The 22,973-nt window shown below is 70.7% G+C and carries 23 protein-coding genes and 1 pseudogene; 4 read left to right on the top strand and 20 right to left on the bottom strand.

What is annotated here, in order from left to right; translation table 11 throughout:
* Positions 1-3 precede the first annotated feature (3 nt).
* The 7 genes from SSP08S_RS17725 to SSP08S_RS17695 all read right to left on the bottom strand — a co-directional run bounded on the left by SSP08S_RS17725 (position 4) and on the right by SSP08S_RS17695 (position 6,204).
* On the bottom strand, positions 4-1,263 hold the full coding sequence (locus tag SSP08S_RS17725) for an RNA polymerase sigma factor (protein WP_019068948.1): 1,260 nt from the start codon (positions 1,261-1,263) through the stop codon (positions 4-6).
* Positions 1,260-1,601 (bottom strand): YciI family protein, encoded by a 342-nt coding sequence (locus SSP08S_RS17720; RefSeq protein WP_019068947.1) that lies wholly within the window; start codon positions 1,599-1,601, stop codon positions 1,260-1,262. Before SSP08S_RS17720 ends, SSP08S_RS17725 begins: the two co-directional genes overlap by 4 nt.
* Before the next feature lie 2 nt (positions 1,602-1,603).
* Positions 1,604-2,242 (bottom strand): YciI family protein, encoded by a 639-nt coding sequence (locus tag SSP08S_RS17715; RefSeq protein WP_019068946.1) that lies wholly within the window; start codon positions 2,240-2,242, stop codon positions 1,604-1,606.
* 144 nt (positions 2,243-2,386) lie between these two features.
* Positions 2,387-3,901 carry an MFS transporter gene (locus SSP08S_RS17710; RefSeq protein WP_245607898.1) on the bottom strand — a complete coding sequence of 505 codons (1,515 nt, stop codon included), beginning with the start codon at positions 3,899-3,901 and terminating at the stop codon, positions 2,387-2,389.
* A 29-nt stretch (positions 3,902-3,930) separates the two neighbouring features.
* Complete coding sequence (locus SSP08S_RS17705) at positions 3,931-4,344, bottom strand: VOC family protein (protein WP_019068944.1); 414 nt, start codon at positions 4,342-4,344, stop codon at positions 3,931-3,933.
* A gap of 6 nt (positions 4,345-4,350) precedes the next feature.
* Positions 4,351-5,121 (bottom strand): SDR family NAD(P)-dependent oxidoreductase, encoded by a 771-nt coding sequence (locus SSP08S_RS17700; RefSeq protein WP_078532452.1) that lies wholly within the window; start codon positions 5,119-5,121, stop codon positions 4,351-4,353.
* Between the two features lie 162 nt (positions 5,122-5,283).
* Complete coding sequence (locus tag SSP08S_RS17695) at positions 5,284-6,204, bottom strand: zinc-binding dehydrogenase (protein ID WP_019068942.1); 921 nt, start codon at positions 6,202-6,204, stop codon at positions 5,284-5,286.
* A 99-nt stretch (positions 6,205-6,303) separates the two neighbouring features.
* On the opposite strand from SSP08S_RS17695, the gene SSP08S_RS17690 reads away from it, so the two are divergent.
* The 3 genes and pseudogenes from SSP08S_RS17690 to SSP08S_RS59345 all read left to right on the top strand — a co-directional run.
* Positions 6,304-7,131: a class I SAM-dependent methyltransferase gene (locus SSP08S_RS17690; protein WP_019068941.1), complete on the top strand. Its 828-nt coding sequence runs from the start codon at positions 6,304-6,306 to the stop codon at positions 7,129-7,131.
* A 286-nt stretch (positions 7,132-7,417) separates the two neighbouring features.
* A complete protein-coding gene (rho, locus tag SSP08S_RS17685) occupies positions 7,418-8,557 on the top strand; it encodes a transcription termination factor Rho (protein WP_019068940.1) in 1,140 nt (379 codons plus the stop codon).
* 148 nt (positions 8,558-8,705) lie between these two features.
* Positions 8,706-9,482, top strand: a pseudogene (locus tag SSP08S_RS59345) (D-alanyl-D-alanine carboxypeptidase family protein); the annotation flags it as partial.
* A gap of 59 nt (positions 9,483-9,541) precedes the next feature.
* Here the strand turns inward: SSP08S_RS59345 and SSP08S_RS64505 are convergent.
* From SSP08S_RS64505 to SSP08S_RS17615, 12 genes are all read right to left on the bottom strand, one after another.
* The gene (locus tag SSP08S_RS64505) at positions 9,542-10,918 is read right to left on the bottom strand and encodes a glycosyltransferase 87 family protein (protein ID WP_019068937.1); all 1,377 of its coding nucleotides are present in this window, start codon (positions 10,916-10,918) and stop codon (positions 9,542-9,544) included.
* Entirely contained in the window at positions 10,915-12,309 is a 1,395-nt protein-coding gene (gene mptB / locus SSP08S_RS17665) for a polyprenol phosphomannose-dependent alpha 1,6 mannosyltransferase MptB (RefSeq protein WP_019068936.1), read from the bottom strand. Before mptB ends, SSP08S_RS64505 begins: the two co-directional genes overlap by 4 nt.
* Positions 12,310-12,433: 124 nt before the next feature.
* Positions 12,434-13,366, bottom strand: coding sequence for a glutaminase (locus SSP08S_RS17660; RefSeq protein ID WP_019068935.1), 933 nt, complete (start codon positions 13,364-13,366; stop codon positions 12,434-12,436).
* Between the two features lie 35 nt (positions 13,367-13,401).
* Positions 13,402-14,802, bottom strand: a complete 1,401-nt coding sequence (aspA, locus tag SSP08S_RS17655; protein ID WP_019068934.1) for an aspartate ammonia-lyase — start codon at positions 14,800-14,802, stop codon at positions 13,402-13,404.
* A gap of 105 nt (positions 14,803-14,907) precedes the next feature.
* Positions 14,908-15,927 (bottom strand): asparaginase, encoded by a 1,020-nt coding sequence (locus tag SSP08S_RS17650; protein ID WP_019068933.1) that lies wholly within the window; start codon positions 15,925-15,927, stop codon positions 14,908-14,910.
* Between the two features lie 31 nt (positions 15,928-15,958).
* Positions 15,959-17,422: an amino acid permease gene (locus SSP08S_RS17645; RefSeq protein WP_019068932.1), complete on the bottom strand. Its 1,464-nt coding sequence runs from the start codon at positions 17,420-17,422 to the stop codon at positions 15,959-15,961.
* Complete coding sequence (locus tag SSP08S_RS17640) at positions 17,419-18,096, bottom strand: FadR/GntR family transcriptional regulator (RefSeq protein ID WP_019068931.1); 678 nt, start codon at positions 18,094-18,096, stop codon at positions 17,419-17,421. The genes SSP08S_RS17645 and SSP08S_RS17640 overlap by 4 nt, the downstream gene beginning before the upstream one ends.
* 172 nt (positions 18,097-18,268) lie before the next feature.
* Positions 18,269-19,105: an undecaprenyl-diphosphate phosphatase gene (locus SSP08S_RS17635; RefSeq protein WP_019068930.1), complete on the bottom strand. Its 837-nt coding sequence runs from the start codon at positions 19,103-19,105 to the stop codon at positions 18,269-18,271.
* 88 nt (positions 19,106-19,193) lie between these two features.
* Positions 19,194-19,568, bottom strand: a complete 375-nt coding sequence (gene crcB, locus SSP08S_RS17630; RefSeq protein WP_019068929.1) for a fluoride efflux transporter CrcB — start codon at positions 19,566-19,568, stop codon at positions 19,194-19,196.
* Entirely contained in the window at positions 19,565-19,945 is a 381-nt protein-coding gene (locus SSP08S_RS17625) for a DUF190 domain-containing protein (protein WP_019068928.1), read from the bottom strand. Before SSP08S_RS17625 ends, crcB (SSP08S_RS17630) begins: the two co-directional genes overlap by 4 nt.
* Entirely contained in the window at positions 19,942-20,403 is a 462-nt protein-coding gene (gene crcB, locus SSP08S_RS17620) for a fluoride efflux transporter CrcB (protein ID WP_019068927.1), read from the bottom strand. The genes SSP08S_RS17625 and crcB (SSP08S_RS17620) overlap by 4 nt, the downstream gene beginning before the upstream one ends.
* 164 nt (positions 20,404-20,567) lie before the next feature.
* Positions 20,568-21,530: an SMP-30/gluconolactonase/LRE family protein gene (locus SSP08S_RS17615; protein WP_026178589.1), complete on the bottom strand. Its 963-nt coding sequence runs from the start codon at positions 21,528-21,530 to the stop codon at positions 20,568-20,570.
* 179 nt (positions 21,531-21,709) lie between these two features.
* On the opposite strand from SSP08S_RS17615, the gene SSP08S_RS17610 reads away from it, so the two are divergent.
* Entirely contained in the window at positions 21,710-22,540 is an 831-nt protein-coding gene (locus SSP08S_RS17610) for a hypothetical protein (RefSeq protein ID WP_019068925.1), read from the top strand.
* A gap of 8 nt (positions 22,541-22,548) precedes the next feature.
* Here the strand turns inward: SSP08S_RS17610 and SSP08S_RS17605 are convergent, their stop codons facing one another.
* Complete coding sequence (locus tag SSP08S_RS17605; protein WP_019068924.1) at positions 22,549-22,830, bottom strand: helix-turn-helix domain-containing protein; 282 nt, start codon at positions 22,828-22,830, stop codon at positions 22,549-22,551.
* Between the last annotated feature and the right edge of the window lie 143 nt (positions 22,831-22,973).

Below are 22,973 nucleotides of genomic sequence, written 5' to 3'. Positions count from 1 at the left end.
CGGTCAGCCGCCCGGCCGGAGTCCCGCGAGCCGCCGCTCCAGAAACCTTCGCTCCGCCGCGTTCTCCACCAACTCCAGCGCCCGCCCGTACGCTTCGGCCGCCTCCGCCGTACGACCGCTGCGGCGCAGCAGATCGGCGCGGGTCGCGGGCAGCAGGTGGTAGTCGGCCAGTTCGCCCGAGCGCTCCAGCTCGGCCACCAACTCCAGCCCCGCGTCCGGGTGTTCAGCCATACCGACGGCCACCGCGCGATTGAGGCGCACCACGGCCGAGGGCACGAAGCGCTCCAACTCGCCGTACAGGCCCGCGATATCGGCCCAGTCGGTGTCGGCGGCGGTGGGTGCGGTGGTGTGGCAGGCGGCGATGGCGGCCTGGATCTGGTACGGCCCGGGGCGGCCCCGGCGCAGCGCGGTCTCCAGGAGGGCGGCGCCCTCGTCGATCTCCAACTGGTCCCACGCCGTACGGTCCTGGTCCTCCAGAGTCACCAACTCACCGTCCGCGTCCACGCGGGTGCCACGGCGGGCGTCGTGCAGCAGCAACAGCGCCAGCAGGCCCAGGACTTCGGGCTCGTCCGGCATCAACCGGGCGAGCACACGGGCCAGTCGGATCGCCTCCGCGCAGAGGTTCGTGCGGACCAGGTCGGCGCCGGACGTGGCCGCGTACCCCTCGTTGAAGAGGAGGTAGACCACGCCGAGCACGCCCGTCGTACGCTCGGGCAGCAGATGCGCGGGCGGTACCCGGTACGGGATGCCCGCGTTGCGGATCTTCTTCTTGGCGCGCACCAGCCGCTGCGCCATGGTCGCCTCGGGGACGAGGAAGGCGCGGGCGATCTCGGGGGTGGTCAGCCCAGCGAGCGTGCGCAGGGTGAGGGCGACCCGGGCCTCGATGGGCAGCGCGGGATGACAGCAGGTGAAGAGCAGCCGCAGCCGGTCGTCCTCGACCCCGCTGTCGTCACCGTCGTACTCCGGGTCGTACGGTCCCTCGTCCCGCCCCAGCACCGCGGCCTCCCGGAGTTTCGCCGCCCCGACCGCCTCCCTGCGCAGGACGTCGAGGGCGCGGTTGCGGGCGGTGGTGGTCAGCCAGGCGCCGGGGCGGCGCGGGATTCCGTCGCGCCGCCACCGGTCGAGCGCCTGGGCGAAGGCGTCCTGCGCGCACTCCTCCGCGAGGTCCCAGTCGCCGGTCACCCGGATCAGGGTGGCGACGACCTGGCCCCACTCCTCACGGAAGGCGGCGGCGACGGCCTCCTCGACGTCCGGCACGTTCACTCCCAGACCGGCCGCACCTCGACCGAGCCGCCGGCCAGCGCGGCGGGGTGCCGGGAGGCGAGCGAGATCGCCTCGTCCAGGTCGGCGACCTCGATGATGTCGATGCCCGCGACGTACTCCTTGGACTCGACGAACGGCCCGTCGCTGAGCAGGACTTCGTCACCCTGGACGCGGACGGTGGTGGCGTCGGAGGACGGACGCAGGCGGGCCCCGCCGCGCATCAGGTCACGGCCTCGGACCTCCTCGATGTAGGAGGTGAAGCGGGGGTCGTCGGCGATCTCGGCGGGGCTGAGTTCCTCGCCTCCGACGGGGGTGCAGATCAGCAGGACGTACTTCATGGCTACTCCCCGGTCTTCTCGGTGGCGGCTGAGATGTGCTCGTGGACGATCTCCCAGCGCAGTCCGGTGTCGCGGTAGCCGGTGGTCACGCGCAGTACGGCGTCCAGCGGCCGGCCGTCGGTGCGGGTGCCGTGCAGCCGGACCAGGCCGTGGCCGAAGGCGACGGACTCGTCGACGTGGACGTGGAACTCCAGCACCTCGCGGGTGAGCGGCCAGGTCACGCCCCCGACGACGTCCTCCACGGCCTTGCGGAAGGCGGCGGTCCCGGGCCGTTCGGCGTCGAGCGCGCGGATCTGCGTCTCGGCGTCCTCCTCGCCGTCCATCGGCCAGAAGGGGCGCACCTCCATGGCGCCGATGGTGGCCACTGGGTGCTTGGCGGCGGCCTCGACGGCCTCCTCCAGGGTGTCGCACTCCAGGATGTCGAATCCGGCGACGTACTCCTTGGTCTCCGCGAACGGCCCGTCCGTACGGAGCACCTCCCCGCCGCGCACCCGTACGGTGACGGCGTCGGCGGGCAGCGCGAGCCGGTGACCGTGCAGCCGTACGCCGCGGTCGCCCAGTTCCTCCACCCAGGGTTCGACGGGTGCCATCCCGGAGGCGTCGGCGGTGTCGTCGCCGCACACGAGCAGCATGTACTTCATGGATCCTCCCGGTCCTCAAGAGCTTCCTACACCCCACCGACGAACGCGGCCGAGCCGGATCGACACCCCCTGCGGAAAACTTCTTCGGGAGAACACGAGGAGGCCGGGGCGACAGGGCCCCGGCCTCCTCCTACGACGTACGTTCTACGCAGTCGCCGCCTGCACCGACGGCTCCCCCGCGTCCACGGTCGAGCGCTCGGTGTTCTTGCGTACCAGGAGCAGGGTGACGACCGCGCCCAGCAGGGAGGCGCAGCCGCAGATCACCACGCCGAGGGCCATGCCGTGGCCGAGGGCGGTCTGTGCGGCGGCCTTGGCCTGGGCGCTGCCCGCGTTGACGACGGCGAGGGGTCCGGCCGCCTTCTCCATGCCCGCGTCGGCCCCGCTGAGCTTGCCGACGAGGGCGGAGGAGGCGGCACTCATCGCGATGGTGCTGATCACGGCAGGGCCGAGGCCCTGGCCGAACTCGCGGACCAGGCTGGTCGCGCCGCTCGCCATGCCGGTCATGTTGATCGGTACGGCGTTCACGGCGGCGGAGGTCAGCGAGGACACCACGCAGATGAAGCCGACGCCGAGCAGCAGCACCGGGCCGATGAAGGCGGCGAGGGAGGTGGTGGTGATGGGCAGGGCGGCGATCCAGAACTGGCCGGCGGCCATGGGCAGCAGGCCGCCCATCAGGAGCCAGCGGGCGTCGACGCGGGTGAGCATCTTGCTGAGCACCGGCGCCAGCAGCAGCGGGATCAACTGGAGGATCACGAACGGCATTCCGGCCCGCAGCGGGCTCAGGTGCATCACCGCGCCGAGGCGGATCGAGACGCAGTAGGCGGTGCCGATGAAGCCGAACATGCCGGCCAGCGCGACGACCGCCGCCGCCGCGAACGAGGGGATCTTCAGCAGGCCGAGGTTGAACATCGGAGAGGCCGCGCGGGTCTCCGCGACGACGAACCCGACGAGCGCGACGGCCGCCAGGGTCAGCGAGCCCACGATCGCCGCGCTGCCCCAGCCGCGGTCGCCGCCCTCGATGACGCCCCAGAGCAGGGCGGTGAGGCCGACGGCGATGGTGATCTGGCCCGGCCAGTCCAGCGCGCGGCCTTCGGGTGCCTTGGAGTCGGTGACGAGCTTCCAGCAGGCGACCGCGACGATCAGACCCAGGACGACCGGCGGCACGAACGCCCAGCGGAAGTCGGCGACCGTGGCGAGGACCCCGGAGGACAGCGGGCCGAGCGCGGAGGCGAGGGAGATCGACAGCGCCCAGGTGGAGACGGCTTTCGCTCGGTCCTTGCCGTCCGGTGTGGCCGCCGCGATGACCGCGAGGGAGCTGGGGAACAGCGCGGCGGCGCCGATGCCGGCCAGAGCCTGCCCGGTCCACATCATGGTGATGTTCTGCGAGGTGGCGTTGAGCAGTTCACCGAGCGCCAGGACGAGCCCGCCGAGCACCAACAGCCGCTTGCGGCCGAAGAGATCGCCCACCACACCGAAATTCAGTTCCAGAATCGCGGTGGGGAGAATGAACGCGGAGGTGACCCAGGCGACCTGGGAACCCGAGGCGCCGAATGCGGCCTGGATTTCCCCGTTGATGGGCGAGGGAACGGTAATGCACAACTGTGCCGCCGCGACCGCGAGACAGCACGCTATGAGCGTTCCGGGGTCCAGTCTTTTCAAGGAGATCGAATCCGTCATCGTGCGTGCCCTCACTCTGCGTTTTTCTCTATGAGTTCGATGAGATTTCCCTCGGGGTCGCTGACCCAGGCCATACGCACTCCGGGCTCGGGGGACGGCCCGGGTGCCATGACCTCGCCCGCGCCACGGGCCACCAACGCCTCGTGGACGGGGTCGAGTTCGGAGGTGGTGACCGCGAAGTGCCCGTATCCCTCGGTGAGTACGGCGGTCATCGGGTCCGGCGCGCGAAGTCCGGGGGTGGAGCCGGGTCTGGCGAGCAGTTCGATGCGCCAGCCCCGCGGATGCTCCAGGACGACGCCTCGCAGACCGGGCCCTTCGAGATGGAACTCGAAGACGGTCTTCAGGCCGAACGCGCTCTGGTACCAGGCGGTTTGGGCGGTCAGGTCGCGTACGTTGACGCCCACGTGGTCGAGTCGGACGGTCACAGCGGCTCAGCCCGCCATGGCGCTGTCGCCGCCGTCGACCATGAGGTTGGCGCCGTTGACGAAGGCCGCCTCGTCGGAGCAGAGGAAGGCGGCGGCCCGCGCGATGTCCTCGGGCTGACCCACCCGCCCGACCGGGATGCGCGCCTCCAACTGGGCCCTGGGGCCGTCCGGATCGTCGAGGAAGGGCGCGGTGGCGGAGGTGCGGGTCATGCCCGGGGCGATGGTGTTGACGCGGATGCGGTGCGGGGCGCCGGCCGCGCACAGGTGCATGCTCATCGCCAACACCCCGCCCTTGGCGGCTCCGTGGGGCACCATCGGCATGAACGGCGCCCCGCGTACGGCGGCCACGGAGGCGACGTTGAGCACGGCCCCGCCACCACGGGCGATCAGGTGCGGCCAGGCGGCCTGGGTGCAGAAGTAGGGGATGTCCAGCTCGTTCTTGATGGTGAAGTACCAGTCCTCGGCGGGCATGGTCTCGAACGGGCCGTTCCGCAGCGCGGAGGCGTTGTTGTAGAGGATGTCGATCCCGCCGAAGGCCGCGATCCCGGCCTCGATCCACTCGCGGGCGCCGTCCTGGGTGGACAGGTCCACGGGTGCCAGGGACCGCATGATTCCGCCGGCCTTTTCGACGAGTTCCACGGTTTCCGCGGCACTGTCCTCGTCGATGTCACAGCCGAAAACCTCGGCGCCCTCCGCCGCGAATATCTGCGCCGCGGCCCGCCCTATTCCTGCCCCCGTTCCACTGATGAAAGCGATTTTCCCGGCCAGTCGACCCATGATTGCCAAGTCCCTTGTCCCGTGCCGCCGTGGTGCGGTGGTGGCAGCGTAGGTACGGCCATTGGCGAGAACAAGAAATGGGTCGGTGAAGGGCCATCGGGGGTTCGTATGGCTGGTATGAGGCGCGGAGCGGAGGACTCGTCCCGGGTTTCACAGGAATCGTCAGAGCACGTCGAGGACGGCCTTCCCGCGCAGGCTGCGACCGCTCAGCGCCTCGGCGGCCTCCGCGATCCGGTCCCACGGGCCGCGCCAGCCGACCGGCACCCGCAGCCGGCCGTCGCCGACCAGCGCGAGCAGCCGCCTCAACTGCGCCTGCCGGTCGGTGAGTCCACCGCCGTTGTAGACCGACACGATCGACTTGGGCGTGCTGCTGCCGAGCGTGACACCCACGGGCAGCACGGCCTCCCGCCCGGCGGCCCAGCCGACGCTCTGCAGACTGCCGCCCGGGGCCAACAGGCCGTAGGCGGAGACCAGTTGGGCCCCGCCCACGGTGTCGATCACGACGTCGAGGGGTTCCTTCACCTCGTCGACACCGGTCACCACCTCGCGCGCCCCCAGCTCACCGACCCACCGCGCACCGTCCTCGGAACCGGCCACCCCGATGACGTACGCCCCGCCCAGCGCCGCGAGTTGCACGGCGAACCCGCCGACCCCGCCCGACGCCCCGGTGACCAGGACCCGGCGGCCGAGGAGCGGCCCGGCCTGTTCCAGCGCGCGCAGGGCGGTACCGGCCGCGACCGGCAGGGCGGCCGCCTCACCGAGGTCGACCTCGTCCGGCACCACGGCCACATCGGCCACGTCCAGGGCGCGCAGCGCGCCGAACCCGCCGCTGTCCCCGTATCCCACGACCCGGCTGCCCAACCCGGGCCCGCTCCCGTCGGCGGCGGCCCGCACGACGACACCGGCGGAGTCGAAGCCGATCACGTCACCGGGCGCGCCCCGCTGCGCGAAGTACAACTCGGCCGAGTTGAGAGAGGTGTGCCGGACCTCCACCAGCAGCTGCCCCGGACCAGGCACCGGGTCGGATGCCTCCCCGAGCCGCAGCCCACCGACGGCCCCCGGATCCACGATCAGTGCGCGCACGACTTGCCCCTCTCGTCGTAGGTCACTCGTCTCGGGGCAACCGACGCGGAACCGGTGTTCTTCCCGCCGTCCGCCGCCCGATCAAGGTTGGATGGAAGCATGAGCACCGACGAGCAAGCACGGCTGATGCGAGCCAACCAGGCGAACTGGGACGCCCGCACCCCCGTCCACCTCGCCAGCCGGTTCTACGGTCTCGACGGGGACCCGGACCCGGACCGCTGGTTCGCCGCCTTCGAGTGGGACGACCTCGGCGAACTCGCGGGCCGTGACGTGCTCCACCTCCAGTGCCATCTCGGCACCGAGACCCTCGCGTTCGCGCGGCGCGGGGCACGAGCCGTCGGGCTCGACTTCTCCGAGGCGTCGGTGACGGCCGCGAACGGCATCGCGGCGAAGGCGGGCCTCGACGTCGACTACGTCCAGGCGAATGTGTACGACGCCGTCGAGGGCCTGGGGCAGCGGCAGTTCGACGTGGTGTACACCGGCAAGGGCGCCCTGTGCTACCTGCCCGACCTCCCGCGCTGGGCGGACGTGATCGCCCAACTCCTGCGCCCCGGCGGCCTGTTGTACATCGTCGAATTCCACCCGCTCCTCAACTCCCTCGGCCCAAAGCCGCATCCGGGCGAGGGACCCGAACTGCTACTGCGCCACGACTACCTGGGCGGCGGCGGTCCGGTGCACCGCGACGCGACGTTCACGTACACCGACGGCCCGGCCGTGGCCGACGCGACCGACAGCTACGAGTGGATGCACGGAATAGACGAGGTCATCAACGCGTTGACGAGAACGGGACTGAACATCCGTAGGCTCCGCGAGAGCGACGAACTCCCGTGGCCCCGCTGGCCCAGGATGGAGCGGACCCCGACCGGCTGGTGGCGTCTGCCAGAGCCGCGGATTCCCCTCCTCTACGGCCTGCTGGCGAGCCGCTGAGCCGTATCTCACAGCCGGAACCGCACCGGGTGTGCTACGGTGCGGTCAGCACTTGTGTACGCCCCGTTCCGGGCGCCGGTGCCAGCACCACTTCTTCTCCGCCGACCGGCCCGTCGATTCCGACCGGCACACGGCTTCTTCACACCACCTCGTGACCGGCGTTTTTCCGCCGCACCCGAGGTGATGTTCCCGCCGCCCCGAGGAGCGCCCATGCGCCCTCCCTCTGCGGCTTCTCCCCCTTCCTTCCGCATGACACATGCAACCGTCCTTGAAAGGACCACCCAACATGACCACCACACTCGAACCCCCCGTACAGGAACAGCCCCGCACCCAGACCGCGACCGGTGTCCTCGACATCGACGGCAACGGGAAGGGGCACCTGCGGGCGCTGAACCTCCAGCCCTCGCCCACCGACCTCCAGGTCTCCCCCGCGCTGATCCGCCGACACGGCCTGCGCAAGGGCGACCTCGTGGAAGGCGTCCGCGGCGGGCAGCGCGCCCTGACCGAGGTCGCGTTCGTCAACGGGCGCACGCCCGACGAACTGCGCGGCCGACGCCACTTCCGCGACCTCACCCCGCTGCACCCGCGTGAGCGGCTGCACCTCGAACACCCGGCGGCCGGCCTCACCGGACGCGTCGCCGACCTGATCGCCCCCGTCGGCAAGGGCCAGCGCGGACTGATCGTGGCCCCGCCCAAGACCGGCAAGACCGTACTGCTCCAGCAGATCGCGGCAGCCGTCGCCGGCAACCACCCCGAGGCCCGCCTCATGGTCGTGCTGCTCGACGAGCGGCCCGAGGAGGTCACCGACATGCGGCGCTCCGTGCGCGGCGAGGTCTACGCCTCCACCTTCGACAAGGCGCCCAAGCAGCACATCGCGCTGGCCGAGCTCGTGATCGAACGGGCCAAGCGGCTCGTCGAGGCGGGCGAGGACGTAGTGATCCTGCTCGACTCCCTGACCCGGCTCTGCCGGGCGCACAACAACGCGGCGGCCTCCGGCGGCCGTACCCTCAGCGGCGGTGTCGACGCGACCGCGCTGATCGGCCCGAAGAAGTTCTTCGGCGCCGCACGCCTCGCCGAGGAGGGCGGCTCGCTCACCATCCTCGCGACGGCCCTGGTCGAGACCGGCTCCCGTGCCGACGACTTCTACTTCGAGGAACTGAAGAGCACCGGAAACATGGAGCTCCGCCTCAGCCGCGAGCTGGCCTCCCGCCGGGTGTTCCCGGCCGTCGAGATCAACCCGTCCGGCACCCGCCGCGAGGAACTCCTGCTCACTCCGGCCGAGTTGACGACCGTACACGGCCTGCGCAGGGCCCTCCAGACAAGGGACGGCCAGGGCAGCACGGAGACTCTGCTGGAGCGCATGCGAGAGACCCCGGACAACGCGACGTTCCTACGCCGCATCCAGCCCACGCTGCCGTCAAACTGACCCGCGCCGTCGTCTTCCAGGGGCGCGGGGAACTGCGCGACCAGCCCCCACCAGCCGGCAGACGAACCACTAGCGCATCCGGGTGCTGACTCGCCTCAATCGGCCCGGCCAACGCTCTCTGCGGCCCCTTCGTTCCTACGTTTGCGGTATGACAATCGGATTCTCACCCCGGATCGCCATGTCAGCCTGCGCCCTCTGTCTGACGAGCGTCCTCGCGTTCACCCCCACCGCGGCGACAGCCGACACCGGGCCGGATCCCAGCACCCAGGTCCACCTCCACCCCGGTGCCCCCCAACTCCCGGACGTCTCGGCCCTCTCCTGGCTCGTCGCGGACGCCCGCACCGGCGACATCCTGGCCGCCCACGACGCCCACCGCAGACTCCCACCCGCCAGCACCCTGAAGACCCTCTTCGCCCTGACCGTCCTCCCCACCCTGCCCGGAGGGCTCCGGCACCGCGTCACCGAGCAGGACCTGGCCGGTATCGGCGAGGGCAGCAGCCTGGTCGGGGTCGAGGCGGGCCGCACATACCGCGTCGCCGACCTGTGGCGCGGGGTCTTCCTCAACTCCGGGAACGACGCCGTGCACGTCCTGGCCGCCCTCGACGGCGGCTGGGACGCCACGGCCGCCCGGATGCAGGCCAAGGCGCGCTCCCTGGGCGCGCTCGACACGCATGTCATCTCGCCGGACGGCTACGACACCGACGGCCAGGTGTCCTCCGCCTTCGACCTCGCGGTGTTCGGCCGCGCCGGACTGCGCAACGCGGACTTCGCGCGGTACTGCTCCACCGCCGAGGCCGAGTTCCCGGGTGACGGATCGTCGTACGCGATCCAGAACACCAACCGGCTGCTGACCGGCAACGACGGCGTCGAGCCGTATCCGGGACTCATCGGTGTGAAGAACGGCTACACCACCCACGCGGGCAACACGCTGGTCGCGGCGGCGCGTCGGGGCGGGCGGTCGCTCGTCGTCACGGTGATGAACCCTCAGGCGGGCGGCGGCTTCACGGTGTACGAGGAGGCGCGCGAGCTGCTCGACTGGGGTTTCGCGGCGGCCGGGCGGGCCGATCCGGTGGGTTCGCTGGACGCGTTGCGGACGAGCCCGAGGCCGGGGCCCGCCGCCGTGCCGGTGGCCGCGGCGGTCGTACCGGACGATGGTCCGGGCTGGGCCGAGACGGCGGCGATCGCGGCCGCCGCGGTGCTGGGCGCGGGCGCGGTGGTGGCCGCCCTGCGCTTCAAGGGCAGGCGGATCCCCTCGGCCTGACCTGTCGGCAGCCACAGCAGCAGGCCGAGCGTGACCCAGGTGTACGTGTTGCTGCCGAGGAAACCGTCGATGCCCGAGGAGTCGTCGAACCACAGCCATACGACACTCGTGCACATCACCGCGTACAAGGCGCCCGCGATCCGCGGGCGTCCCGCGCGGACCAGTACCGCGAACGAGGGCAGCAGCCACACGAGATGGTGCACCCAGGTGATCGGGCTGATCAGACACGCGGTCAGCCCGGTCAGCGCGAAGGCGGCGGTCCAGTCCCCCGCGACGACCGCACGGCGTACCCGCACCGCCCATACGCACAGCACCAGCAGGACGGCCGTCGCCCACAGCGGGCGTCCGGTCTCGCCGAGGCGGGCCAGGACGCCTTGCAGGGACTGGTTGGAGACGTAGTCGAGACGGCCCACGCGGGTGGTGTCCCACATGGCCTGGGTCCAGTAGAACTTCGAGGCACCGGGGACCACCAGGGCCGCGAGCCCGGTCGCCGCGAGCGCCACAGCCGTCGCCACCGCGGCGGCTTTCCAGCGTCTGGCCACCAGCAGCAGGCCGATGAAGAGCGCCGGCGTGAGCTTGATGGCCGCGGCGAGGCCGATGCCCACGCCCGCCCAGCGGCCCCGGCCGGTGGAGAGGAGCCAGCCGTCGCCGAGGACGAGGGCCAGCAGCAGGAGGTTCACCTGCCCGAAGCTGAAGGTGTCGCGCAGCGGTTCGAACAGCGCAAGACCGCAGGCCACCAGCGCCCACCCGAACCAGCCGTAGCGCCGCCATCCGGGACCGGCCAGGATGCGCAGCACCACGGCGAGGGCCACCAGGTTGAGGACCAGCGCGGCGGCGATCGCGGTGCCGAGCCCGAGGTAGCCCATCGGGGCCATGCTGACGGCGGCGAACGGCGGGTAGGTGAAGCCGTAGGTTGTCCCTGGCACGTGGTAGTCGTAGATCCGGCCGCCGTGGTGGAGCCAGGTGTGGACGGTGCCGTAGTAGACGCGCAGGTCGAACCAGTCGCGCAGCAGTGGGACGGTCGCGGTGAAGACGGTCACGGTCGCGGCGAGGGCCAGCACCAGGAGGATCCGGCCGCGGTCGGTGGTGGGTGTTCTCATGCCGTACGTCCCAGGGCTGGGGCTTCTGCCGCCTGGCGGGCCTGCCAGAGGACGACGATCGCCAGGACTCCGCCGGAGACGGCCAGCACGAGTTGTCCGATGTCGGCGGGTCCGCCGCTGGGCAGAACGGCGAGCGCGAGGACGCCGGTCACGGCGGCCACCCGGTGTCGTACGGACGTGCTGGGCGCGGCGGCGGCGATGAGGAAGAGACCCCACAGGGCGTACCAGGGGCGGATCGCCGGGCCGAAGGCGGCGATCACCGCGAGGCTCAGGCCGAGCGCGTAGACGGGGCTCGGCCGCAGGCGGAACCATATGGCGAGGACGGCCGCGCCGGTGACCGCGAGTCCGAGGGCGTGCCAGGCCGGGATCGCGAAGGGGGCGAGACTGCTGTCGAGGTGTTCCAGGAGGGCGCCGGTGGCGCGGCCGAGGAGGCTGGTGAGGGCCCAGTTGTGTGCCGAGACGGGTGTGTCGAGGGCGCCTATCCAGCCGTAGCCCGTGCCCGCGACGGCCGTGGCGGCGACCGTGGTGACCGCGGACGCGACGACGGTCGTCGTGACGGCCTTGGCCGGGCTGCGGCCCGCGCGGATCTGGAGCAGCACCACCGCGGCGAGTCCGAGCGCTGCGGGCGCCTTGACGAGCGCGGCGAGCGTGACGAGTACGGCGCCCAGGATCGGCCACCGGCCGCGCGCGGCGACCAGGCCTGTGCCGAGCAGCCCGAGCATGATCGCGTCGTTGTGGGCGCCCGCGACCAGGTGGAGAAGGACCAGCGGGTTGAGGGCGCCCAGCCAGAGCGCGGCGGCCGGGTCCGCGCCGCACTGCCGGGCGAGCCGGGGCAGGGCGGCGGCCATCAGACCGACCCCGAGCAGGGCGACGAGCCGCATCCCGAAGAGCCCGGCGGGGAGTTGGCCCCGGGTCAGTCCGGACAGGCCGGAGGCCAGGGCGAGGAACACCGGTCCGTACGGCGCCCCGGTGTGCTGCCACAGGGGGGCGACCTCGTCGGCGAGGGGGCCGCCGAGCGCGGCGGGGCCGTGCGCGTAGACGTCCATGTGGGCGTCGACCATGGCGCCCTGCGCGAGATAGCTGTACACGTCCCGGCTGAACAGCGGCGGCGCGAGCAGCAGCGGGGCCGCCCACACGGCGAGGACCAGCAGCAGGGAGCGCGGGGTCGGCGGTTCGGCGCTGCGGATCAGCCTGCCCAGCAGCAGCCAGGCAGCTATCAGCAGGACGACACCGAAGTAGACCCCGACCAGCCCCAGTGCGGCCTGTGCGGAGGCCGGGGAGAAGAGGTCGGCGGACGGCAGCGCTCCGGCCGTCTCGCCGCCCAGCGCGAGGACGGCGGTACCGGCCAGACCGAGTACCTGGCAGCGGCGGAGATCGACGGGAAAAGCCATGGCCAACACTCGTTCAGCGTGTCAACGCCGGATGGCGGGAAAGCGACGTGCCGCTCTCCGTGCGGCGGACTGCGCGTGACCTCCGTGTGATCGGGCCTGGATACCCGTGAGTTCGCCGTGCCCCTCAGAACACCGACACGCCCGTGAGCGTCGTGAAGCGGTCCAGCGCGGCGACCCCGGCCACCGAGTTTCCCCGCTCGTCGAGTCCCGGGCTCCACACGGCGAGGGTGCACCGGCCCGGCACGATGGCGATGATCCCGCCGCCCACCCCGCTCTTGCCGGGCAGGCCCACGCGGTAGGCGAACTCGCCCGCCGCGTCGTACGTCCCGCAGGTCAGCATCACCGCGTTGACCTGCTTGGCCTGGGTGAGGGTGAGCAGCCGGCTGCCGTCGGCGCGGCTGCCGTGCCGGGCCAGGAAACCGGCGGCGAGGGCGAGGTCGGCGCAGGAGGCCTCGATGGAGCACTGCCTGAAGTACTGGTCCAGGAGGACGGGCACCTCGTTGTCGATGTTGCCGTAGGACTTCATGAAGTGGGCGAGGGCCGCGTTGCGGTCGCCGTGCGCCGACTCGGAGGCGGCGACCTCCTTGTCGAAGTCGAGGCTCGCGTTGCCGCTCTCCGCCCGCAGGAAGGCCAGCAGTTCGCCCGCCGCGTCGCCGGTACGGGTCTGGAGCCGGTCGGTGACAACGAGCGCGCCCGCGTTGATGAACGGGTTGCGCGGGATGCCGCTCTCGTACTCCAGCTGGACCAGGGAGTTGAAGGGGTTGCCGGAGGGCTCGCGGCCCACGTGCTCCCAGAGTTCGTCGCCCTCGCGGGCCAGGTCGAGGGCGAGCGTGAAGACCTTGGTGATGGACTGCGTGGAGAACGGCTGCCGCCAGTCCCCCACGCCGTACACCGTGCCGTCCAGCTCCGCGACGGCCATGCCGAAGCTGCGCGGGTCGCAGGCGGCGAGCGCCGGGATGTAGTCGGCGGGCCGGCCACGGCCGGGGGTCCGCTCGATCTCGCCGGCGATGCGCTCCAGGACCGGCTGGAAGGTCATCGAGGGGGACATGATCACCATTGTGCCTCCGGGCCGGTCCTGGTGCGCGTCCGCCGTCAGACGGCCACGGGACCGCTGCCGGCCAGGACCTCGGGCCGCAGCAGACCGGCGAGCGTCTCGGCGGGCAACAGGCCCTTCTCCAGGACGAGTTCGGCCACACCCCGGCCGGAGGCGAGGGCCTCCTTGGCGATGTCGGTGGCGGCCGTGTACCCGATGTGCGGGTTGAGCGCGGTCACCAGGCCGATGGAGTTCTCCACGCTCGCGCGCAGCGCCTCGGTGTTGGCGGTGATGCCGTCCACGCACCGCTCGGCCAGCGTGAGGCAGGCGGCCCGCAGATGCGTGATGCTCTCCGACAGCGAGTGCAGGATGATCGGCTCGAACGCGTTGAGCTGGAGCTGTCCGGCCTCGGCGGCCATCGTGATGGTGACGTCGTTGCCGATCACCTCGAAGGCGACCTGGTTGACGACCTCGGGAATCACCGGGTTGACCTTGCCGGGCATGATGCTCGAACCGGCCTGCACCGGCGGCAGGTTGATCTCCCCGAGCCCCGCGCGCGGCCCCGAGGACAGCAGCCGCAGATCGTTGCAGCTCTTGGAGAGCTTGACCGCGACCCGCTTCAGCACGCCCGACATCTGCACGAACGCCCCGCAGTCCTGCGTGGCCTCGACCAGGTTGGCCGCCGTCACGAGCGGCAGCCCGGTGATCTCGGCGAGATGCCGCCGCGCCGACTCCGCATACCCTGCCGGCGCATTGAGCCCGGTCCCGATGGCCGTGGCCCCCAGGTTGATCTCATGGATCAACTGGACAGCCTCGTCAAGACGTTGACGGTCCTCGTCAATCATGACCGCATACGCCGAGAACTCTTGACCGAGCGTCATCGGCACCGCGTCCTGCAACTGTGTACGGCCCATCTTGAGCACGTCACGGAACTCGACGGCCTTCCGGGCGAACGCGTCCTGCAGTACGGACATTGACGCGATCAATCCATGTACGGCGAAGACGGTCGCTATCTTGACCGCGGTCGGATACACGTCATTGGTCGACTGACCGAGGTTGACGTCCTCGTTCGGGTGCAGGTACTGGTACTCACCCTTGCCGTGCCCCAGCAACTCCAACGCCCGGTTGGCGACAACCTCGTTGGCGTTCATGTTGGTGGAGGTACCGGCCCCGCCCTGCACCACGTCCACGACGAACTGGTCGTGCAGTTTCCCGTCCCGGATCTCCCGGCACGCGGCAACAATGGCGGCCGTCTTCTCCGCCGACAGCAGCCCCAACTCCTCATTGGCGAGAGCGGCGGCTTCCTTGACAGCGGCAAGAGCATTGATCAAGTGCGGATAGACGGAGATCGGCGTCCCGGTGATGGGGAAGTTCTCCGTGGCACGCAGGGTGTGAACACCCCAGTAGGCGGAGGCGGGCACATCCCGGTCCCCGAGGAGGTCGTGTTCGCTGCGGTACATGAGGGTGCAGGTCCTTTCTCAATGAGGCGAGGGCAAGCGCCCCTTCAGGGGCGCGGGGAACTGCGCGACCAGCCACAACGGACCCGCAGCTCCCCCACAACCGATCTAGGCACACGCGGACAACGGCGACACAGGGTCCAGAGCCCGCACAGGCCGCACACAACCCACCGGCTCCCCACCCCCCAGCAACGGCTCCCCCGCGAACTCGGCAAGCTGAACCGGATCAACCCCAGCCCGCGCAAGCCCAGCGGCAGCGACAGGCACCCGCGCCCGATTGGTCCCGTCCGCGATCTTCACCGCAACCGCCCGCCCATCGGGCAACGCGGCAACCTCGACACCCTCGAACCCGTCCTTGGCCAGCAGCCCGGGAACGGCCCGCATCAACGCGGCCACATCCCGCCCGGCCCCGGACGCCATCTCCGGAAACTCCCGCATCGCGTCCGCGACCCGAGCCTCGGGCGTACCGGGCGCAGCGGTGGTAATCCGCGAAACGGCCCGAGCGAGCCCGTGCAGCGAAATGGAGAACAGCGGAGCCCCGCATCCATCCACGCTCACCCGAGCGATCCGCTGCCCGGTGAGATCCTCGACGATCTCCGCGATCGCCTGCTGAAGCGGGTGCGCGGGATCGAGATAGTCGTCGAGGGACCAGCCGTTGAGCTTCGACACGTACAACATCGCCGCGTGCTTCCCGGAACAGTTCTGGGCGAGCCGGGACGGCGGCCGCCCCTCGCGCACCCAGGCGTCGCGCACGACCGGGTCGTAGGGCAGATCAGGGACGTTGCGCAGGTCGTCCTCGGTCAGCCCGGCGAGTTCGAGGATGCGCCGGGTTCCGGCGAGGTGGCGTTCCTCGCCGGAGTGGCTGGCGGCGGCGAGCGAGAGCAGCTCGCCGTCGAGCGGGAGTCCCGCCCGCACCATGGCGACGGCCTGGACGGGCTTGATCGCCGAGCGCGGGTAGAACGCGGCCTCGATGTCGCCGATCTGGAGCTGGACCTGTCCGTCGGTGTCGAGGACGACGACGGAGCCGTAGTGGATACCCTCGATCATTCCGCCGCGTATGAGGTGGGCGACGGGTGCGTGGAGGGGTTCACGGATGAGGGGTGGGTCCGCGAGGGGACTGCTGTACATCACTGCCTGTCAGGTCAGGACGGCGTGGGTCTCACGCGTCGGGTGCGGTGGTGGACGTGCTCGCCACGCGGCGGCGGACGGCGAACCATCCGGCGACCAGCGCGGCGGCGATCAGCGGCAGACACAGCACGGTGGTGCGTCCGGCGCCGCCGTCGGCGTACATGAGGACCAGGACGGAGGCGAGGAAGGCCAGCGTCACGAGTTCGGTCCAGGGGGAGCCCGGCAACCGGTAGCTGGGCCGGGAGAGTTCGCCCTTCTCGGTCTTCCGCCAGAAGAGGAAGTGGCAGAGCATGATCATGCCCCAGGTGGCGAGGATGCCGATCGCCGCGAAGTTGAGGACGATCTCGAACGCGTCCGCCGGGACCACGTAGTTGAGGCCGACGCCGAGGACGCAGATGCCGCTCGTGAGCAGGATGCCGCCGTAGGGGACCTGGCTGCGGCTCATCACCGAGGTGAACTTCGGGGCCGAGCCGGACATCGCCATGGAGCGGAGGATGCGGCCGGTGGAGTAGAGACCGGAGTTGAGCGAGGACATGGCCGCGGTGAGGACGACGAGGTTCATGACGCCGCCCGCCGCCGGGATGCCGATGTTCGACAGCACGGTCACGAAGGGGCTCTGGCCGGCGCTGTACTTGTTCCAGGGCAGCAGCATCGAGAGCAGGAGCACCGAGCCGACGTAGAAGAGGCCGACGCGCCACATGATCGAGTTGATCGCCTTCGGCATGATCTTCTCGGGGTTCTCGGTCTCCCCGGCGGCGACGCCGACCAGCTCGACGGAGGCGTAGGCGAAGACGACGCCCTGGATGATCAGGAGCATGGGCAGCAGGCCGTTGGGGAAGATGCCGCCGTTGTCGGTGATCAGGGACGGGCCGGGGGTGGTGCCGTCGACCTGGTGCTGGGTGGCCAGCAGGAAGATGCCGATCAGCATGAAGACGACGAGCGCGCTGACCTTGATGATCGCGAACCAGAACTCAAGCTCGCCGAAGAGTCGTACAGAGATCAAGTTGACGGTCAAGACGACCGCGAGGGCGATCAATGCGATCAACCATTGAGGGATGTCGGAGAACATGCCCCAGTAGTGGGTGTACACGGCCACGGCGGTGATGTCGGCGATGCCGGTGGTGGCCCAGTTCAGGAAGTACATCCAGCCCGCTACGTAGGCGCCCTTCTCACCGAGGAACTCGCGGGCGTACGACACAAAGGCGCCGGACGAGGGCCGGTAGAGGACGAGTTCGCCCAGCGCGCGGACGACGAGGAAGGCGAAGAGGCCGCAGACCGCGTACGCGATGAAGAGGGAGGGGCCCGCGTCGGCCAGGCGACCACCCGCGCCGAGGAAGAGGCCGGTGCCTATCGCGCCACCGATGGCGATCATGTTGACGTGCCGGGACTTCAGGGACTTGCTGTAGCCGGCGTCTCCGGCGTCGACATGGCCGGATCGTTTCTGCACGCCGTCGCGCAGGGGCTGCTCGCTGTCGTGCAGGGACTGGTCGCTCACGCCTCGGGTCCGCCTTCCGTGGGGGTGTCCGTGCGCGCGGGGCGCACGATGTCGGTGAGGGTCGTCTCGACCCGGTCGAGGTGGTGGGACATGGCCTCGACGGCGTCCGGCTCGCTGCCGTCGATCAGCGCCTCGACGATGGCCCGGTGCTCGCGGTTGGACTGCTCGCGCCGGCCGCCGAGTTCGTTGAGGAACGCGGACTGGCGGGCCAGCGCGTCGCGGATCTCCTCGATCACCCGGCGGAACACCGGGTTCTGCGCGGCCTCCGCCACCGCGAGGTGGAAGAGGGTGTCCATCGCGACCCACGCGGTGGTGTCCGTCTCCCGTTCCATCCGGTCCAGGAGGTGGGCCAGATGGTCCAGGTTCTCCGGGGTGCGGCGCAGTGCCGCGTACCCGGCGACCGGGATCTCGACATGGCGGCGCACTTCCAGCAGGTCGCTGGCCGCGTAGTCGCCGAAGGTGGGGTCCTCCACGGCGTTGGCGACCACGAAGGTGCCCTTGCCGGTCTTGGAGACGGTCAGGCCCATGGTCTGCAGAGCCCGCAGGGCCTCGCGGAGCACGGGTCGGCTGATCTCCAGGGTGCGGCACAGCTCGGCCTCGGAGGGCAGCTTGTCGCCGATGGCGTAGTCGCCGCGCTCGATGGCGCCGCGGAGGTGGACGAGCACCGCTTCCATGGCGCTGACGCGCCGCGGTCCGACTCCACCTGTCTGGCTGTCTGACAGGTTCACGGACGTGATCCTCCGGGTGACGGGACAGTGCTGTCAAGCGGTCGGAAAAGAAAAATACAGAGGGCGTGAAGCCTGAAAATCCGGCTTCACGCCCTCCGTCATGATCGTCCGTCCGGTGTCAGCTGTTGAGCACACCCGCGCCGAGCAGCCCGAACAGCAGGACGCCGATGATGATCCGGTAGATCACGAACGCGTTGAAGGAGTGCTTGGCGACGTACTTCAGCAGCCAGGCGATGGAGGCGTAGGCCACCACGAACGACACGATGGTGCCGACGGCCAGCGGGGCGGCGCCGACTCCCGCGCCCAGGGCGTCCTTCAGCTCGTAGATGCCGGCGCCGGTCAGGGCCGGGATGCCGAGGAAGAAGGAGAGCCGGGTCGCGGCGACGCGGTCCAGGTCCAGGATGAGACCGGTGGACATGGTGGCGCCGGAGCGCGAGAAGCCGGGGAAGAGCAGCGCGAGGATCTGTGAACTGCCCACCAGCATCGCGTCCTTGAAGGTGGTGTCGTCCTCACCGCGCTTGTGCCGGCCCATCTGGTCCGCCGCCCACATGACACCGCTGCCGACGATCAGCGAGGCGGCGACCACCCACAGCGAGCCGAGCGGCCCGTCGATGAGCGGCTTCGCGGCGAGGCCCACGATCACGATCGGGATGGTCGAGTAGATGACCCACCACGCGAACTTGTAGTCGTGGTGGTAGCGCTCCTCCTTGTTGAACAGACCGCGCCCCCAGGCGGTGACGATCCGCACGATGTCCTTGAAGAAGTACAGGAGCACGGCGGCGATGGCCCCGACCTGGATGACGGCCGAGAACCCGACGACGGAATCGTCGTCCACGGGGATGTTCATCAACCCCTCGACGATCTTCAGATGGCCGGTGGAGGAGACGGGCAGGAACTCGGTCACCCCCTCTACGACTCCGAGGACGGCGGCCTGACCGACGCTGATGACGCTCATGAGATCCAGTTCTTCGGGATTGGTCGACAGTGCTGTAGACAATAGCGCTGGGGGCGGTCCCGCACAGGCGCGGGATCCGCCCGATTTCTTACGCCCACAGGGCCTGCGCGATCGACACCCCGACAAATGCCGCACCGAGGCCCGCCGTCACGCTGCCGACGACGTTGGCGGCAGCGTAGAGCCCCGCCCCTGTCTCGGTCAGTCGCAGTGTCTCGTACGAGAAGGTCGAGTACGTCGTCAGGGCCCCGCAAAGGCCTGTGCCGACGAGGAGTTGGAGCTGCGAGCCGGCCGCGCCGGCGGAGACCGCTCCGGTCAGGGTGCCCAGGATCAGACAGCCGGTGACGTTCACCGCGAAGGTGCCCCAGGGGAAGACGGAGTCGTGTCTGGTCTGCACCGCGCGGTCGGTGAGATAGCGGAGCGGGGCGCCTACGACGGCTCCCGCGACGACCAACAGCCAGTTCACAACGACTTCTTACCCTTCGCGTCGGTCTCGCGGGGCTCGTCGGTTCGGCCCACGTACCGGATGACCTCGCAGTCGTCGAGGATCACCAGTCCCTCGGTGACGAGTTCGTCGAGCTGCGGCAGGAAGTCCCGTACGCGCTCCTCGGTGTCGACGATCACGATCGCCACCGGCAGGTCCTCACTCAGCGACAGCAGCCGTGTGGTGTGGATCAGGGAGGAGGCGCCGAAGCCCTCGATGCCCCGGAAGACGCTGGCTCCGGCCAGACCCGCGGTGTGCGCGCGGTGGACGATCTCCGTGTAGAGGGGCTTGTGGTGCCAGGTGTCGTTCTCGCCGATGAAGACGGTCACGCGCAGGGCGCTGCCGGTCAGCCTGGTCATCGCTGCCTCCACTTCAGGACGCGCCGGGCCGCCGTCACCGCGAGCCAGACCGCCGCGAGGGCCGCGAGCAGGGTCGCGGCGAGATAGGCCAGCGCGGTGCGGGGATGGCCCCCGTCGACCAGTTTCTGGATGTCGACGGCGTACGTCGAGAAGGTCGTGAAGCCGCCGAGCACACCGGTGCCGAAGAACGGCCGCACCAGCCTGTGGGCGGCCCACACATCGGTGATCACCACCATGAAGACACCGATGACGGCGCAGCCGACCACATTGATCCAGAACGTCGTCCAGGGAAATCCGCCGCTCTGCGCGGGCCACCACAGGGAGGCCGCATAGCGCCCTGTGGCCCCGATCGCGCCGCCGAGCGCGACCACCGCGACGACGGGCCCCTGGCCGCGCCAGACGGACGGGCGCGGGGCCCGTGGTCGGGCGCGGACGCTCTCGGCCTCGGGAGCTGTCATGGCCGTACGTCTCCTACTCGTCGGGGGCCCCGGGGGCACACGCCTCTACAAGTAGGGACCGTTGGCGGCACCTCTGCCGCGGTTCGGGTACGGCGGGCCCCACCGCCGCGCCGCGAGCAGTGCTCGCGGCCGGGCATCAGGGTAACGCCGGGGACCTGCCGGGGTCATTTCGGGGCGGGCGGCTCGCACAGCGCGATCCCGCGCTCCCGCACACTGCCCAGCACCAGGTGCCCGGCGGCCTCGCAGACGCTGGTGGCCATCCGGTACGGCGAGCCGTGCGCCACGAGGTGGTGGACGACGGCTCCGTCGTCGTCGAACGCCATGGCTCCGATCATGCCGGTGGGGCGGAAGGGCACGCGCACGGCGACCCGGGCCGCGGCCTGCCGTACGGCGGGCGATGCCTGGTGGAGGAGTTCGAGCGGCGGGACGCGCGGGCCGGCCAGCGCGACCCAGATCGGTCCGTCCGGGCCGGCGCGCCAGAGGTTGTCGGGCATTCCGGGGAGGTCGTCGACGAAGGACTCACTCTCGCCCGCCTTCGGTCCGGTGAGGCGGTAGCGGGTCAGCCGGCGGGCGCCGGTCTCCGCGACGACCAGGAACGACTCGTCGGCGCTCGCGGCGAGTCCGTTGGCGAACTGGAGTCCGTCCAGGAGGACTTCGGGACTGTCGGCGCCCGGTGCGAGGCGCAACAGCCGTCCCGTGCCGGTGTGTTCGACGATGTCGCCGATCCACCGCTCGATCGGGTAGCGGAGGCTGAAGACGGTGAAGTACGCGCTGCCGTCGGACAGCGCGACCACGTTGCTGCAGCCCACCAGCGGCTCCCCCGCCACCGAGTCGGCGAGGACGCGCACGGTTCCGTCCGCCAGGTCGACGCGCAGCAGCCCGCGTTCCGAGTCGGCCACCAACAGGGCGTCGTCCGGGAGGAGTTCGAGGCCGAGCGGCCGTCCGCCGGTGTCGGCGAGGGTCTCGACCCGCGCCGACTCGGGGTCGAGCAGTCCGTCGAGGCGGAGGATGCGGCCGTCCTCGACGCCGGTCAGCACCCGGCCGCGGGCGTCGGCCACCACGTCCTCGGGGCCCACGCCGCCGATCGCGACGTAGCGGCGGGCGAGCAGTGCCTCGGGGCGGTCCACGAACACCTCCATGGTTGGGTCCGGCGCGCGTACGCTTGCTGTTCTTCCCGGTCATCGCGGCACCCGGGCACGTTTGCCGAGCGTATTCCCGGTGACCCGGATCGCGCTGCCGACAGGCGAGAAGTGAGAAGGGGGCCTCTCATGACGTGGTCGGCCGCCCGCCGCGCGGGAACACCCCGGTGAACCGCGTCCGCACCGCCTGGCAGCGCCTCGGGCTCGCCGAACTCAACCGGCGCGGGCGGGAGTTGGAGCTGCTGCACCGGGCCATGGGATTCGCGACGCTCGCGCTGGTCACGCTGGCGCCGCTGCTGATCGTGGTGGCCGCGGCCGATCCGATCGGGCACGGCGGGTTCGCGCTGTGGCTGGTCGACGGCATGGACCTGTCCGGCCGCTCGGCCCGCGCGCTCACCGACGTCTTCACCCCGCCGCGCAAGGTCATCGGCACCACCAGTGCCTGGAGCGTGGCGCTGCTCGCGCTGTTCGGGCTGTCCTTCGCGTCGAGTGTGCAGAGCGGCTACGAGCACGTCTGGCGCCCGGCCGGCGCGCCCTGGCACCGCATCTGGCGCCAACTGATCTGGCTGGTCATGCTGATGGGCTATCTGTACGCGCAGGTGCAGACCCGCAACGTCCTCGCGGGCACGCCCCGGATCCTGCTCAGCATGGCGGCCGGCCTGCTGTTCTTCTGGTGGGGCCCGCACTTCCTGCTCAACCGCCAGGTCCACTGGCGCTATCTGCTGCCGGGCGCGCTCGCCACGATGGCGGGCCTGGTCGGTCTGCGCTGGTTCTCGTACCTGGTGTTCACCCCGCTGCTGGTCACCAACGCGGTCAGCTACGGCCCGGTCGGCACGGTGCTGGTGGTGGAGTCCTGGCTGGTCGGCGTCGGCTTCGTGCTCTACGGCGGCGCACTGGTGGGCAGGCTGCTGTGCGAGCGGTTCGGGGACCCGGACGCGTCGTTCCGCACGGAACCGGAGACACCGGAGGAGGCGGACGCCGGGCAGGACACGGTGTAGCGCTCGGCCTACCAGCCCTTCTCGAACATCCGGGCCACCTCGGCGATACGGACCTCGTCGCGCCGGTAGTAGGTCCGCAGCCGGATCCGCCGGGCGCGCAACAGGCCCAGGGACGCGAGGAGTTCGAGGTGGTTCTCGGCCACCTGGCGGGGCACGCCCAGCTTGGCCGCCACCGCCTCCGAGCTGACCCCGACCTCGTCGAGATACCGATGTGCCGGGAAGTGGGCGGCCGGATCTCTCAGCCACTCCAGAATGTCCAGTCGCCGCTGACTTGCCGGAGTCCTCAGCATGGCGTGCCCCTCCGTCCTGCGCGCCGCTTGCCGCGCCCTCCCACTCTCCCGCAGCACGGTCCGCCTCGTCCCGGACTCGGTGCCCCTTGTCCGGGACCGACCGTTCCTGTTCGGCACGGCCGTCGCCGCTGGGGCATGGGACA

The organism is Streptomyces hokutonensis (assembly GCF_000376565.1).
Taxonomy (GTDB): Bacteria; Actinomycetota; Actinomycetes; order Streptomycetales; family Streptomycetaceae; genus Streptomyces; species Streptomyces hokutonensis.
Note: the sequence above shows the minus strand (reverse complement) of the source record. Positions and strands in the feature narration are given on the sequence as shown.